This window comes from Marinobacter sp. es.042 (assembly GCF_900188315.1).
In the GTDB taxonomy this organism is placed as follows: domain Bacteria; phylum Pseudomonadota; class Gammaproteobacteria; order Pseudomonadales; family Oleiphilaceae; genus Marinobacter.
In genome coordinates this window covers 808,127-822,251 of record NZ_LT897781.1, presented here as the reverse complement: position 1 = coordinate 822,251, position 14,125 = coordinate 808,127, and the positions used below count along the sequence as shown (strand labels likewise).

Here is a 14,125-nt window from a genome sequence, read left to right as displayed (position 1 = left end):
TTAACGTACCTAACCTTTCTGAACAGGAAAACCTGATGATTCTGCTGAAAACCAACTACGGTGACATCAAGCTGGAACTGGACTACGACAAGGCACCGGAAACCGCCAAAAACTTTGAACAGTACGTTCGCGACGGCTTTTACGATGGCCTGATCTTTCACCGTGTGATCAGCAATTTCATGATTCAGGGCGGCGGCTTCGAGCCGGGCATGACCCCACGTAAAACCCGCGATTCGATTCAGAACGAAGCCGATAACGGACTGAGCAACATGCAGGGAACCATTGCCATGGCACGCACCATGGACCCGCACTCTGCCACAGCCCAGTTCTTTATTAACGTTGAGAATAACGGCTTCCTGGACCACACCGCCAAAAACGCGGAAGGCTGGGGCTACTGCGTGTTCGGCAAAGTGGCCGACGGCATGGACACGGTCAACGCGATACGAGCAGTGCGCACCACCTTGCGTGCAGGCCACCAGGATGTGCCTGCCGATGACGTGGTTATCGAAAAAGCCGAGGTTCTGGAGGACGCGTGACCACGCTGTTTATTTCAGATCTTCACCTCGAGGAATCCCGCCCGGATATTACTGAGGCATTTCTGGGCTTTCTCGACGGAAAAGCCAGTGGTGTTGATCAGCTGTATATTCTCGGTGATTTCTTTGAGGCGTGGATAGGAGATGACGAACGCACGCCACTCCAGGAGCAGATTGCGGCTGCCCTTCGAAAACTGCGGGACAGCGGCACCAGCATTTTCCTGATGCACGGCAACCGGGACTTTCTGATCGGCCAGGACTTCTGCGACCGGGCCGGCGCAACGCTGCTGGACGATCCGACGGTGATTGATCTGTACGGTACCCCTACCCTGCTGATGCATGGCGACAGCCTTTGCACCGCCGATGTGGAATACCAAAAGTTTCGGGCCAACATGCGTAACCCGCAGTGGCAGCAGATGATACTCCAGCGCCCCCTGGAAGACCGCCAGCAAATGGCCCGCCAGCTACGGGAAATCAGCATGGCGAAAAACCAGGGCAAGGAAGAGTTCATCATGGACGTAACGCCCGAGGAAGTGGCCAAGGACTTGGAAAGGCACGGTGTCCAGCGAATGATCCATGGCCACACCCATCGCCCCGCGGTGCATGAACTGACGGCCAACGGGTCGCCGGCAAAGCGTATTGTACTGGGAGACTGGGACAAGAACGTGTGGTGGCTTGAGGCAGAGCCAGGCAAGGAGCCCGAGCTGATCAAGGAGCCGTTGTAAAAAAAGCCGGGCATTTGCCCGGCTTTTTTAGCTTTGGTTTCAGTGCGCGAGTATCTGCTGGAGGAACTTCTGAGTTCTGGCTTCCTGTGGGTTGGTAAAGAACTCGTGGGGAGGCGCCTGCTCCACAATCTCGCCACCGTCCATGAAAATCACACGGTCCGCCACCGTCTTGGCAAAACCCATCTCATGGGTTACACAGAGCATGGTCATACCGCTTCCCGCCAATTCAATCATTACGTCCAGGACTTCCTTGATCATCTCCGGATCCAGGGCCGAGGTTGGCTCGTCGAACAACATGATCTTGGGCTTCATGCACAGAGCCCTGGCAATCGCCACACGCTGTTGCTGGCCGCCCGAAAGCTGCCCCGGGAATTTGTTAGCCTGATCCGGGATCTTGACCCGCTCAAGGTACTCCATCGCTGATGCCTCCGCTTCCTTTCGGGGCGTTTTCCGCACCCAGATCGGCGACAGGCAGCAGTTTTCCAGGACGGTCAGGTGCGGAAAAAGGTTGAAGTGCTGAAACACCATGCCCACTTCCCGCCGAACCGTATCAATATGGCGGACATCATCGGTCAGCTCGATACCATCAACAATGATTTTGCCCTGCTGATGCTCCTCCAGCCGGTTGATGCAACGGATGAAGGTGGATTTTCCCGAGCCGGATGGCCCACAGATGACAATTCTCTCGCCCTGATCAACGGTCAGGTTGAGATCCTTGAGGACATGGAAGTCCCCGTACCATTTGTGCATGCCCTCAACCCGGATAATCCCCGGTTTTTTTCCCGACTGGTCCTTCGGCGGGGTCTGCATTTCTGAGGTTTGTGTTTGGTCTGTCATAGGATTACCCGTCAGGTCTTATGACCAGTGTCTAGTTTTCGTTCAAGGTTCTGGCTGTATCTGGAGATGCCGAAGCAGAAGACCCAGAAACAGAACGCCACAAATACATAGCCCTCGATGGCAACGTTCTGCCAGGCCGGGTCGGTAACCGTGGACTGGACTGTGCCGAGGATATCGAAGAGGCCGATAATCAACACCAGCGTGGTGTCCTTGAACAGGGAAATGAAGGTGTTCACGATACCCGGAATAACCATCTTCAGAGCCTGCGGCAGGATGACCAGCCCCGTCTTGCGCCAGTATCCCAATCCCAGAGCATCAGCCGCTTCGTATTGACCTCGAGGAATCGCCTGCAGGCCACCGCGAATGACTTCCGCCATGTAAGCAGATTGCCAGAGGGTTATGCCGATCAGTGCCCGGGCCAGTTTTTCGAAGTTGACACCTTCAGGAAGAAACAGGGGCAGCATCACCGAAGCCATGAACAGAACCGTGATCAACGGAACCGCCCGCCATACCTCGATAAAGACCACACAGATCCCGCGGATGATCGGCATCTCGGAGCGACGACCCAGCGCCAGCAATATGCCAATGGGCAAGGACGCAATAATCCCGATGTAAGCAAGGATCAGGGTCAGCATCAGGCCGCCCCATTTCGAGCTCTGCACTTCTTCCAGGCCGAAACTGCCTCCGGGAATCAGGAAGTAGCCAACAATGGGCAAGCCAAAGATACCGAACAGCCCCAGCCACTTGCGGCCGGGGAAACGCTCGATGAACTGGGGTACAAAGGAAACCGCCAGCAGCAGGAACATCACGTCGACCCGCCACTGCAGTTCATCCGGGTAGAATCCGTAGATAAAGAAATTCAGACGCTGGCTGATAAACAGCCAGCAGGCACCCGCTCCCGTACAGGCGCTCGGATCACTGCCAACAAAGTTGGCGTCAAGGAAAAACCAGTTGAGCAAAGGCCCTACACTGGTCACCAGCAGATAGGCCACACCCAGCGTCAATACCGTGTTGAACCAGCCGGAGAACAGGTTCTCCCGCATCCACTTGACCGGACGGAGCGCCTTCTTGGGTGCTTTCATGGTTGACTCGGTCATCATCGCTCCTTAATGGCCACAGCCCGGTTGTAAATATTCATGAACAGCGAGATCAGCAGACTGATGGTCAAATATACCGCCATGGTAATGGCGACAACCTCGACGGCCTGCCCCGTCTGATTCAGCGTGGTGCCCATAAAGACCGCCACGAGGTCCGGATAACCAATGGCCGTTGCCAGGGAGGAGTTCTTTACCAGATTGAGATACTGACTGGTGAGCGGCGGAATGATGACCCGCATGGCCTGCGGTATCACGACCAATCTGAGGGTAAGACCATTGGGCAGTCCCAAAGCCTTGGAGGCCTCGGTTTGTCCCTTGCTGACCGACAGAATACCGGAGCGGACAATTTCAGCGATGAAGCTGGCGGTGTACAACGACAGTGCAATCCACAGGGCTGCCAACTCCGGAATGATGGTAATTCCACCGCCAAAGTTGAACCCCCTGAGCGCTGGCAAATCCCACTCAAGAGGCCGACCGGCCACGAGATAAGAGATTATCGGTACCAGCACCAGAATAGCCACGCCGACCTTGAAGGTCGGGAAGATCTGTCCGGTCGCCAACTGGCGTTTTTTCGCCCATACCCGAATCCCAACGACAGCAGCGATGGCAAGCAGAATACCGCCCCAGACAATCCCGAAACCCTCCTGGGTCACTGGATCTGGCAGGTAAAGGCCCCGGTTGTTCAGGAACAGCGCGCCGCCGACATCGACACTCTGGCGTGGTGACGGAAGATTGCTGAGTACGGCGAAGTACCAGAAGAAAATCTGCAGAAGCAGCGGAATGTTGCGAATCACCTCGATGTAAACCAGCGCCATTTTGGCCACAAGCCAGTTACTCGAGAGTCGCGCAACACCAACGATGAAACCGAGAATGGTGGCGGCAACGACACCCATCGCGGAAACAAGCAATGTATTGGTTAAACCGACCCAGAAGGTTCGGCCATAAGACATGGTTGCATCATAAGGCACCAGATTCATGATGATGCCGAACCCGGCGGTTTCACCGAGAAAACCGAAACCGGTGCTGATGCCACGGCTTTCCATGTTGGAAAGCGTGTTATCGACGAGAATCCATCCGCCCCAGAACACGAGGGCAATGGCTATCGCCTGAAAGAAGAGTGAGCGGACCCGGGGGTCGTACCAGGGCTTGGGCCCTGCAGGTCGGGTATCGATTGTTTGTTTTTTCATGGATTGTCCTGAAGAGCTTCCCTGTGGTTTACAGCATCAGAGATGACGGCGAAGCCTCCCACAGGAGACTTCGCCGTATGCCTTCAGGTCTTAACGGACCGGCGGCGCATACATGATACCGCCTTCAGTCCAGAGCGCGTTGATTCCGCGATCCAGTCCCAGCGGGGTGTCAGGACCTACGTTGCGGTCATACATTTCACCGTAGTTGCCAACCAGTTTCACGGCCTGATAACCGAAGTCATCCGGCAGTCCAAGCTTGGCACCCATGTCGCCATCGGTACCCAGCAGGCGCTGGATATTCGGGTTATCGGACTTCAGCATGTCGTCGGCATTGGCGCTGGTAACGCCCAGCTCTTCGGCGTTGATCTGCACGGAGAGCACCCACTTGACGATGTTGAACCACTGATCGTCACCCTGGCGAACAACCGGGCCGAGGGGCTCCTTGGAAATGGTGTTCGGCAGGATCTTAGCTGAACTCGGATCGGACAGCTTCGAGCGGAGTGCGGCCAGCTGCGAACGGTCGGAGGTCAGAACGTCGCAACGACCCGCGGCAAAGCCCTGAACGGTTTGCTCGGAGGTGTCGAACACGATCGGCTTGAATTCCATGCCCTTGGCACGGAAGTAATCCGACAGGTTCAGCTCGGTGGTTGTACCGGCCTGGATACAGATGGTGGCGCCGTCCAGTTGGGTGGCATCGTCCACACCGATACCCTTGTTGATCAGGAAGCCCTGACCATCATAGTAATTCACGCCGGCAAAGTTCAGGCCCAGAGACGCATCGCGGGTCAGTGTCCAGGTGGTGTTACGGGAGAGCATGTCGATTTCACCGGACTGCAGGGCGGTGAAACGCTCCTTTGCAGTCAGTGGAGTAAACTCAACCGCGTTTGCGTCACCGAAGATGGCCGCAGCGACCGCGCGGCAGGTATCCACGTCGATACCGGTCCAGTTACCTTTTTCATCAGGCTGCGAGAAGCCAGGCAAACCGCTGGTCACGCCACACTGTAGGTGACCCTTCTCCTTGACGTTCTCCAGAGTGGTGGCTGCCATGGCACCAGTAGCCGAGAACGTACCTACGGCCAGAGCAATCCCCAGGGCAATCGATTTCGTCTTTCTCATTGTCTTTTCTCCGAACATCAGTTGGTTTTATCGCGACGAGTGTTATCAGCAATTTGCAAGCCACTCGGCGTAAGCCGATGATTTATATTATTTTTATCAATCACCGGTGCGTTTCAGGCGAATCTGGAACGAAGTAATACCATTTCATGCACCAATTCGGCGCTTTCGCTCCAACCCCATGCGCCAAAAAAAGGCAGACCAAGGGCCGCGCCTATTAAAAGTAGAACAAGGTTCGGGAAATGAACTAGTTTTTATGCAAAATTATTTCGAAATTTTGAAGACGGGGGGCTCTGCGTAGGTCTCGAGGCGCTTCCGCCACCCCGGCAGCCAGCGCTCCCGCTCGATGGGATTCTCCGCGTTTTCTGCCCGGCGCGTCAGAACGGTGTCGGCTGCTTCCCTGAATTTCACGAGGGCGCTCTGATCCGGTGAACCAGACATTTCCAAAAGCACCTGCAGCAGACCCCAGCCCTGGCCCTCATAGCGCTCCGTGGCCGAAAGCCCCTCGCCCTTGAAATTCACATAGTCGATGATGGCGTAAACGCCACCGGGTGTCTGGCTCAAAGACTCCAGCCTTCCTGCGACCTCTGACTTTTGATCATCCGGGGCTGCCTCAATCATCTTTCCAAGCGATTGCCTGGCGCGACGGAATATGAATTCGGCCTGGATGCCCTGGGTACCCGCCAGAAACTCTCGCAGCTCTGCTACTCGTGGTGAATCGTCTACAGCCAGAAAGTCTGCTTTTTCGCGCCAGGGAGCGTCAAAAGGCTCGAGCGCTCGCAACCATTCGGGAATATTGACCTGACGTTGTTCCATGTATTCCATCAGGGCAGGAAAACTTTCCACGAATCGCCCGTCAACGCCCTCCGGATACCAGATGAAGTGACCGATACCCAATGACGGAAACGCCTCGCCATCGTTCCAGTGGACCAGACACCGGAAACGCCCTGCGCACTCGTTCCGGAAAATCTGTTGGCCTACCCAGTCCAGTTGGGCGGAAGTCAGTGCCAGGGAGACCTCGACATCCGGGCCCGTGGGTGAAATAAGTTGCGGGCTTTCTGATCCGGCTGCCTTGTCCTCATCGATGGAATCACAGCCAGTAAGTGCGAAAACACCCATCAGAGAAAACAGTACAAAGAATTTTCCAAACACCGGTGCCTCCGGGGGAGTCAGAATTGTGCGCGATCACTCTACCGCATGTTCGGTCAGCCTGGCTTTTATGTCCCCCGGGATCGGCAGCGCTTTCTCGGTTTCATAGTCGAAATGGATCAGCACAGCAACGCCCCGGGCAATCTGCTTGTCGCCCTGCCAGGCTTCCTGAATCACATGAAACGAGGAATTGCCGATCTTACCGATGCCTGTTTTGATCTTGACCGGAATATGCCAGTAACTCTGTGCCATCAGATCAATCTCCAGTCGTGCAATGATCAGCGGCCAGGTCTCGGCTTCAAGGGTCGGGTGAAAAATACGGAAAACCGGCGTCCTGGCCTGTTCGAACCAGACCGGCAGAGTGGTATTGCTGATATGCCCGAGGGCATCGGTATCGCTGAAACGTGGTTCCAGTTCCAGATGAAACATAGCGGCTTCCCTCTTTCTGAAAACCGCCTACTATACACCGGCCGGGCCCAAAGACCCCAGAGCCGAGACTAAGGCAGGATACGCAGAATCCGTCCATCCGCACTGTCAGTGAGCAGATACACCGCTCCATCAGGCCCGGTAGCCACGTCCCGGATCCGTTCGCCCATTGCTTCGAACAAACTCTCGACGTCGCTTGCTTCGCCAGCTTCCAATGTGACGCGGTGAACGCTTTTATCGGCAAGGGCGCCGACCAGGAGGTTTCCCTGCCAGTCCGGAAACAGCTCACCCCGATAGCGGGTCATGCCTGAGGGGGCAATTGAAGGGGTCCAGTGCAACAACGGTTGCTCCATACCTTCCCGCTCAACAAAGGGCGTGATTATCGCGCCGGTGTAATCGATGCCGTGCGTGATCACGGGCCAGCCATAGTTGTGTCCCGGCTCGATAATATTGATCTCATCACCGCCGCGGGGGCCGTGTTCATGGGCAATCAGGACGTTTTCGACGGAATCAAACACCAGCCCCTGAACGTTCCGGTGCCCGTAACTGTATATTTCCGGCAGAGCGCCTTCCCTGCCAACGAAGGGGTTGTCGGCGGGAACACTGCCATCCGGGTTCAGCCTCACGATCTTGCCCAGATGACTGGACAGGTTCTGCGCCTGCTCCCGATAGTCAAATCCGTCTCCCAGCGTCACGATCAGCGTATCATCCGGAAGCCAGGCCATTCGGCCACCGTAGTGGGCGCTGCCTTCCTTGGCCGGCTTGGCACGGAATATCTCGACAACCTCCGTCAAGGCCTCCGCCTGCAACTGACCACGGGCCACGCACAGGTGATTCGCAGAGGCCGTCCCGCAAGCGTAGGCGAGAAAGACCAGTTGGTTATTCTCAAAGTCCGGCGACAACAGAACATCGAACAGACCTGCCTGAGCATCATTGAAAACCGGCGGAACTCCGGTAATCGGCGCCTGGCCGAGCTCCCACTCCTCTGAAATCATCCGCAACCGCCCTGCCCGCTCCGTCACAAGAGCGCCACCGCCGGGAAGAAACGCCAGGGACCAGGGATGCTCCAGCCCGGAAGTCAACGTCTCGACGGTGTAGTCGCTCAAGGACTGGGCCTGTGTCGGACCTGGCAGCGCCCCGAGGCCAGCCGCCAGGCATAAGGCCAGCAGGGTGCCCGATGCGTGGCTACTGAGCCCGGTGGCGGGCCTGGCAGTAAGTCTGGCGAACAGGGCTCCGGCAAATGCCGCGGTTAACAGCATGGCAAGCAAACCTCCCCCGGTTCGGGTCGCCGCAATCAGGGTTGGCATGGGAGCCAGGGCATTGACCAACACTAGTGCAACCCACAGCCCGGATGCCCCGGCCAGGGCGAACAGTGGCACCCGAAGCCCGCGCCCCACGAAACGGGAAACGACCGCCGCGGCGCCCTGGGAAACAAGGAAACTGACTCCAAAGAGGAGCAGGTAGAACGGCGCAAAAGAGACCAGATCATGCCCGGTGGCAGAAATGCGGGCATCAAGCCCAACCGCCACCCCCATAGCCTGAAGGGCCCAGAGGTTTAGCTGGGTCTGAACCACGGTGCCAAGAATTACCCCGACCGCCAATGCCACCAGAAAGCTGATGACGTTTCTCTTCGTTAACTGCCGTCCTGCCATTGCTCCGCCTCCAAAGCCCTTTGCCGTTTATACGACCCATTCTGTCAGATACAAACACAAAAAAGCCGGAGCATCACGCTCCGGCTTTTTTCGGGGCGGATTCAGCCCGCGAGCTCACTGCTCCACGAACGCCCGCTCAATCACATAATGGCCCATATCGCCGCCACGGGCCTCCTTGAAGCCCATGTTGTTCAGGATGGCGCAGGTGTCCTTGAGCATGCTTGGGCTGCCGCAGATCATGAACCGGTCATTCTCCGGGTCAAAATCCGGCAGGTCGAGATCACGGGTGATTTTGCCGGTCTCCATGGCATCGGTCAGCCTCCCCTGGTTGCGAAAGTCTTCCCGCGTCACAGTCGGATAGTAAACCAACTTGCCCTGGACCATTTCGCCGAAGTATTCGTTCTCCGGCAGCTCCTCGATCTCCTTCTGATAAGCCAGCTCGGAGACGTAACGCACGCCATGGGTCAGAATAACCTTATCGAACGCCTCGTAAACTTCCGGATCCTTGATGATGCTCATGAAGGGCGCCAAACCGGTGCCGGTACTGATCAGCCACAGATTCTTTCCGGGCAGAAGGTTGTCCAGAATCAGCGTACCTGTCGGCTTTCGGCTCACCAGAATTTCGTCACCCACCTGGATTTTCTGAAGGCGGGATGTCAGTGGGCCGTCCTGGACCTTGATCGAGAAGAACTCAAGCTCTTCCTCGTAATTGGCACTGGCGATACTGTAAGCGCGCATCAAAGGCTTACCCTCGGTCTCCAGGCCGATCATGACAAAGTGCCCGTTCTTGAAACGGAAGCCCGGATCCCGGCTTGTGGTAAAGCTGAACAGGGTATCGTTCCAGTGATGGACGCTGGTAACTTTCTCTTTAATCAGGTTGCTCATGTAAACCTCTTGCCTGTTCGTTACGCTTTCTTACGGCGAATGATTCAATTTTGGATTGCGATAAGTCTAACCCGACACTAACCTATCGGGAAAATGGGATATTCTCATAACCTTATTCGAGTGGGCCGATTAAGAGCGAAAAGTTATGAAGTACAGTTTTCGACAGCTGGAAGTTTTCCTGGCAGCCGCCCATTTCCAGAACATTACCCGTGCTGCCGAATCGCTGGCCATGTCGCAATCGGCAGCCAGCAGTGCGCTGAAAGAACTGGAAAACCAGTTCGACATCCAGCTGTTCGACCGCGTTGGCAAACGGCTCCAGTTAAACGAGCTGGGGCGGCTTTACCGCCCCAAGGTGGAGGCCGTCCTCGCCCAGGCCAATGAGCTGGAACAGGCCTTCAGCAAACACACGGAGGTGGGCGCCCTGAAAGTCGGTGCTACCCTAACTATCGGGAATTATTTGGCCGTGGGCGTCATGGCCCAATACATGAATACCCCTACCCATCCCAGAGTCTCCCTCGAAGTCGCCAATACCAGCACCATTGCAAGACGAGTGAGGGACTTCGAGCTGGATATTGGTTTGATTGAGGGGGAATTGCAGTCTTCAGAACTGGATGTATTGCCCTGGCGGGGAGATGAGCTGGTGGTGTTCTGTTCACCCAGCCATCCACTGGCCCAAAAAACATCACTGACGGATGAAGACCTGCGCACCGCCACCTGGATCATGCGTGAGCAGGGGTCAGGAACCCGCCAGAGTTTTGAGCGGGGCATGCACGGTCTGTTGCCGGATCTGAATGTGTTGCTGGAACTGGAACACACCGAGGCCATAAAACGGGCAGTGGAAGCCGACCTGGGCATTGGCTGCCTTTCGGAAGTGGTGCTGGCCGACGCGTTCAAGCGCGGAAGTCTGGTGCCACTGAAGGTACCGGAACACCGTCAGTTTGATCGGCAGTTCTATTTCATACTGCACAAGCAGAAATACCGTAGCGCCGGAATTGATGCCTGGATAGAGCTTTGTCGGCAGTTACGCTGAGATGGGCCCGCTGTGAAAGCGAAACTCCTGATCCGGATCTTCTATCAACGCCCGCTCAAGGGCCAGAAAATCCTCCACACGGGTCGCGATCGGTCCACCAGCGGCCTGCTCGGCAAGAGTCAAGTAGTCCTGGTAATGCCGGGCTTCGGACTTCAGCAAACTGGTGTAGAAATCCGCCAGCTTCTCATCCAGGAACGGAGCGAGCGCGGCAAACCGTTCACAGGAGCGCGCTTCGATAATGGCGCCCACGATCAACACATCCACCAGCCGGCCGGGATCTTCTGACCGGACTTCCTGTCTTAAGCCTGCCGCGTATCGGGCTGGGGTAAGATGGCAGTAGTCCACGCCGCGCTTTTTCATAATCGCGAGCACCTGCTCGAAATGCCGGAGCTCCTCACGGGCCAGCCTGGACATCTTGTTAAGCAGATCGGTGTTGTCAAGGTACCGGTACATCAGGCTGAGCGCGGTGGAGGCGGCCTTCTTTTCGCAATGGGCGTGATCGATCAGCATCAGGTCCTGGTTCGCCAGGGCATTGTCGATCCATTGCTGTGGGGTCCGGCACGGCAGGAAGTTGTGAATCTCTTGCAGGGCATCGTTCATGGTTGAATACAGTTGTTGATTTGCGGCCGGCGATTATAGCGCACTTAACAGATTCCTCCGACCTCTGTCCAACTTAACTTTATAAGGGGTTTCCTATAGAATGCAGCGCCAGATAAAGGAGTCTCTGAATAAACCCTGAAACCCCATCGGTGATTTGAGGCATTATTCAGAGGCTCCTACGGCCTTTCCGCCAAAACCTCCCGCCAAGGCATGAAGCCAACGGCGCGGGACATTCCAACTGATGAGGGTCCATATCGTGTTAGAAGCCTATCGTGAACACGTTGCCGAACGTGAAGCCCTGGGTATTCCTCCCAAGCCCCTGAACGCCGAGCAGACTGCTGCTCTGGTCGATCTGCTGAAAAACCCGCCGGCCGGCGAGGAAGACACCCTGGTGTATCTCCTGGAAAACCGCGTACCGCCGGGTGTCGACGAAGCCGCCTACGTAAAGGCTGCGTTCCTGACTGCTATCGTAAAAGGTGAAGCCTCCTCTCCGCTGCTGGACAAGCCGACAGCAGTCAAGCTGCTGGGCATGATGCAGGGTGGCTATAACATTGCGACTCTGGTTGATCTTCTGGACGACTCCGAGCTGGCCGAGCTGGCCGGTGAGCAGCTGAAGCGCACCCTGCTGATGTTCGACGCCTTTAACGACGTGAAGGAAAAGATGGACGCTGGCAATCCGGTTGCCAAGGCAGTTATCGAATCCTGGGCCAACGGCGAGTGGTTCACCAACAAGAAGAAGGTACCAGAGAGCACCAAGATGGTGGTGTTCAAGGTCACTGGCGAAACCAATACCGACGACCTGTCACCGGCTCCGGATGCCTGGTCCCGTCCGGACATCCCGCTGCATGCCCGCGCCGCCTACAAAATGGAACGCGACGGCCTGAAGCCGGAAGAGCCGGGCGTAACCGGCCCCATGAGCCAGATCGACGAGATCAAGTCCAAAGGCCTGCCTGTTGCCTTCGTGGGTGATGTTGTCGGTACCGGTTCCTCCCGTAAGTCGGCCACCAACTCCGTTCTGTGGTTCTTCGGTGACGACATTCCGGGCGTGCCGAACAAACGTGCCGGCGGTGTCTGCATCGGTAACAAGGTTGCTCCTATCTTCTTCAACACCATGGAAGATGCCGGTGCCCTGGTGTTCGAAGCCCCCGTCGACGACATGAACATGGGCGATGTTATCGAGATCCGCCCGTATGACGGCAAGATCCTGAACGAGGCCGGCGAGACTATCTCCGAGTTCAAGTTCAAGTCTGACGTGATCCTGGACGAAGTTCAGGCCGGCGGCCGTATCCCGCTGATCATCGGCCGTGGCCTGACTGCCAAGGCCCGCACAGCACTGGGCATGGGCGCGACCGACCTGTTCCGCCTGCCAAAAGATCCCGAAGCCGGCACCAAAGGCTTCACCCTGGCCCAGAAGATGGTTGGCAAGGCCTGTGGCCTGGAAGAAGGCCAAGGCGTTCGTCCGAACACCTACTGCGAGCCGCACATGACCACCGTGGGCTCCCAGGACACAACAGGTCCGATGACCCGGGACGAACTCAAAGACCTGGCGTGTCTGGGCTTCCAGGCTGATCTGGTTATGCAGTCTTTCTGCCACACCGCTGCCTACCCGAAGCCGGTTGACGTGGAAATGCAGCACACCATGCCGGACTTTATCCGTACCCGCGGCGGTGTTTCACTGCGTCCGGGCGACGGCATCATCCACTCCTGGCTGAACCGCATGCTGCTGCCGGACACCGTGGGCACCGGTGGTGACTCCCACACCCGTTTCCCGATGGGCATCTCCTTCCCGGCTGGTTCCGGCCTGGTGGCGTTTGCGGCGGCGACCGGCGTTATGCCTCTGGATATGCCGGAATCTGTTCTGGTTCGGTTCAAGGGCGAAATGCAGCCCGGCATCACCCTGCGCGATCTGGTACACGCCATCCCGCTGTACGGCATCAAGCAAGGCATGCTGACCGTTGAGAAGAAAGGCAAGATCAACGAATTCTCCGGCCGCATTCTGGAAATTGAAGGCCTTGAGCACCTGACCGTTGAGCAGGCGTTCGAGTTGTCCGACGCTTCCGCCGAGCGTTCCGCAGCGGGTTGTACCATCAACCTGTCTGAAGACTCCGTGGCCGAGTACCTGCGCTCCAACATCACCATGTTACGCTGGATGATTGCCGAGGGTTACGGCGATCCGCGTACCCTGGAGCGTCGTGCCCAGCAGATGGAAGAGTGGCTGGCTGATCCGAAGCTCATGCGTGCCGATAAAGATGCCGAGTATTCACACGTCATCGAGATCGATCTGGCTGACATCAAAGAGCCGATCGTATGCTGCCCGAATGATCCGGACGATGCCAAGTTCCTGTCCGAAGTGGCTGGCGACAAAGTTGACGAAGTATTCATTGGCTCCTGCATGACCAACATCGGTCACTTCCGCGCCGCCGGCAAACTGCTTGAGCAGCACAAAGGCCCGCTGAGCACGCGTCTGTGGATGTCGCCGCCGACCAAGATGGATCAGGCGCAGCTGATGGAAGAAGGTTACTTCAACACCTACGGCACCGCCGGTGTTCGCACCGAGATGCCGGGCTGCTCCCTGTGCATGGGTAACCAGGCACGGGTAGCTCCGAAGTCGACGGTTCTGTCCACTTCCACCCGTAACTTCCCGAACCGCCTCGGCGATGGTGCCAACGTGTACCTGACGTCTGCGGAACTGGCGGCTGTGGGTGCGGTTCTGGGCAAACTCCCCTCCCCTGCGGAGTACATGGAGTACGCGAAGGACCTGAACAGCATGTCGAAAGAGATCTACAAGTATCTCAACTTCGACCAGATGGAGAATTACACCAAGAAGGCCGCTGAGGCGAACGTTGCCTGAGCACTGACCTTCAAGGTTTAGCTCCACAGAAACGCCAGCC

General features: G+C 56.9%; 13 protein-coding genes. 4 read left to right on the top strand and 9 right to left on the bottom strand.

Going from position 1 to position 14,125, the window contains the following annotated elements:
• Nucleotides 1–35 precede the first annotated feature (35 nt).
• The gene (locus CFB02_RS03990) at nt 36–536 is read left to right on the top strand and encodes a peptidylprolyl isomerase (RefSeq protein WP_088556969.1); all 501 of its coding nucleotides are present in this window, start codon (nt 36–38) and stop codon (nt 534–536) included.
• On the top strand, nt 533–1,258 hold the full coding sequence (locus tag CFB02_RS03985) for a UDP-2,3-diacylglucosamine diphosphatase (protein WP_088556968.1): 726 nt from the start codon (nt 533–535) through the stop codon (nt 1,256–1,258). Before CFB02_RS03990 ends, CFB02_RS03985 begins: the two co-directional genes overlap by 4 nt.
• A 39-nt stretch (nt 1,259–1,297) precedes the next feature.
• Here CFB02_RS03985 and CFB02_RS03980 read toward each other — a convergent pair whose 3' ends face one another.
• The 8 genes from CFB02_RS03980 to CFB02_RS03945 form a co-directional block, all read right to left on the bottom strand.
• The gene (locus CFB02_RS03980; protein ID WP_172835851.1) at nt 1,298–2,068 is read right to left on the bottom strand and encodes an amino acid ABC transporter ATP-binding protein; all 771 of its coding nucleotides are present in this window, start codon (nt 2,066–2,068) and stop codon (nt 1,298–1,300) included.
• A gap of 38 nt (nt 2,069–2,106) precedes the next feature.
• The gene (locus tag CFB02_RS03975; RefSeq protein ID WP_088556967.1) at nt 2,107–3,192 is read right to left on the bottom strand and encodes an amino acid ABC transporter permease; all 1,086 of its coding nucleotides are present in this window, start codon (nt 3,190–3,192) and stop codon (nt 2,107–2,109) included.
• Nucleotides 3,192–4,379, bottom strand: coding sequence for an amino acid ABC transporter permease (locus CFB02_RS03970; RefSeq protein ID WP_088556966.1), 1,188 nt, complete (start codon nt 4,377–4,379; stop codon nt 3,192–3,194). The genes CFB02_RS03975 and CFB02_RS03970 overlap by 1 nt, the downstream gene beginning before the upstream one ends.
• Before the next feature lie 90 nt (nt 4,380–4,469).
• Nucleotides 4,470–5,495 carry an amino acid ABC transporter substrate-binding protein gene (locus tag CFB02_RS03965; protein WP_008175006.1) on the bottom strand — a complete coding sequence of 342 codons (1,026 nt, stop codon included), beginning with the start codon at nt 5,493–5,495 and terminating at the stop codon, nt 4,470–4,472.
• Between the two features lie 261 nt (nt 5,496–5,756).
• Nucleotides 5,757–6,644 carry a hypothetical protein gene (locus CFB02_RS03960; protein ID WP_088556965.1) on the bottom strand — a complete coding sequence of 296 codons (888 nt, stop codon included), beginning with the start codon at nt 6,642–6,644 and terminating at the stop codon, nt 5,757–5,759.
• A gap of 33 nt (nt 6,645–6,677) precedes the next feature.
• Nucleotides 6,678–7,070, bottom strand: coding sequence for an acyl-CoA thioesterase (locus CFB02_RS03955; protein WP_088556964.1), 393 nt, complete (start codon nt 7,068–7,070; stop codon nt 6,678–6,680).
• Between the two features lie 68 nt (nt 7,071–7,138).
• Nucleotides 7,139–8,719 (bottom strand): PQQ-dependent sugar dehydrogenase, encoded by a 1,581-nt coding sequence (locus CFB02_RS03950; RefSeq protein WP_088556963.1) that lies wholly within the window; start codon nt 8,717–8,719, stop codon nt 7,139–7,141.
• A gap of 114 nt (nt 8,720–8,833) precedes the next feature.
• Complete coding sequence (locus CFB02_RS03945) at nt 8,834–9,604, bottom strand: ferredoxin--NADP reductase (RefSeq protein ID WP_008174999.1); 771 nt, start codon at nt 9,602–9,604, stop codon at nt 8,834–8,836.
• 145 nt (nt 9,605–9,749) lie between these two features.
• Here CFB02_RS03945 and CFB02_RS03940 point away from each other — a divergent pair, with 145 nt between their 5' ends.
• Nucleotides 9,750–10,634 carry a LysR family transcriptional regulator gene (locus CFB02_RS03940; RefSeq protein ID WP_088556962.1) on the top strand — a complete coding sequence of 295 codons (885 nt, stop codon included), beginning with the start codon at nt 9,750–9,752 and terminating at the stop codon, nt 10,632–10,634.
• On the opposite strand, the gene CFB02_RS03935 is transcribed toward CFB02_RS03940, so the two are convergent.
• Nucleotides 10,626–11,234: a tRNA-(ms[2]io[6]A)-hydroxylase gene (locus CFB02_RS03935; protein ID WP_088556961.1), complete on the bottom strand. Its 609-nt coding sequence runs from the start codon at nt 11,232–11,234 to the stop codon at nt 10,626–10,628. The genes CFB02_RS03940 and CFB02_RS03935 overlap by 9 nt on opposite strands.
• 256 nt (nt 11,235–11,490) lie before the next feature.
• Here CFB02_RS03935 and CFB02_RS03930 point away from each other — a divergent pair, with 256 nt between their 5' ends.
• Nucleotides 11,491–14,085: a bifunctional aconitate hydratase 2/2-methylisocitrate dehydratase gene (locus CFB02_RS03930; protein WP_088559154.1), complete on the top strand. Its 2,595-nt coding sequence runs from the start codon at nt 11,491–11,493 to the stop codon at nt 14,083–14,085.
• Nucleotides 14,086–14,125: the final 40 nt, after the last annotated feature.

Excerpts from the sequence above, each read along its gene's own strand:
- CFB02_RS03990 (WP_088556969.1), top strand. The coding sequence starts at position 36 with ATGATTCTGCTGAAAACCAACTACGGTGACATCAAGCTGGAACTGGAC.
- CFB02_RS03980 (WP_172835851.1), bottom strand. The coding sequence starts at position 2,068 with ATGCAGACCCCGCCGAAGGACCAGTCGGGAAAAAAACCGGGGATTATC.
- CFB02_RS03975 (WP_088556967.1), bottom strand. The coding sequence starts at position 3,192 with ATGACCGAGTCAACCATGAAAGCACCCAAGAAGGCGCTCCGTCCGGTC.
- CFB02_RS03970 (WP_088556966.1), bottom strand. The coding sequence starts at position 4,379 with ATGAAAAAACAAACAATCGATACCCGACCTGCAGGGCCCAAGCCCTGG.
- CFB02_RS03965 (WP_008175006.1), bottom strand. The coding sequence starts at position 5,495 with ATGAGAAAGACGAAATCGATTGCCCTGGGGATTGCTCTGGCCGTAGGT.
- CFB02_RS03955 (WP_088556964.1), bottom strand. The coding sequence starts at position 7,070 with ATGTTTCATCTGGAACTGGAACCACGTTTCAGCGATACCGATGCCCTC.
- CFB02_RS03950 (WP_088556963.1), bottom strand. The coding sequence starts at position 8,719 with ATGGCAGGACGGCAGTTAACGAAGAGAAACGTCATCAGCTTTCTGGTG.
- CFB02_RS03945 (WP_008174999.1), bottom strand. The coding sequence starts at position 9,604 with ATGAGCAACCTGATTAAAGAGAAAGTTACCAGCGTCCATCACTGGAAC.
- CFB02_RS03940 (WP_088556962.1), top strand. The coding sequence starts at position 9,750 with ATGAAGTACAGTTTTCGACAGCTGGAAGTTTTCCTGGCAGCCGCCCAT.
- CFB02_RS03935 (WP_088556961.1), bottom strand. The coding sequence starts at position 11,234 with ATGAACGATGCCCTGCAAGAGATTCACAACTTCCTGCCGTGCCGGACC.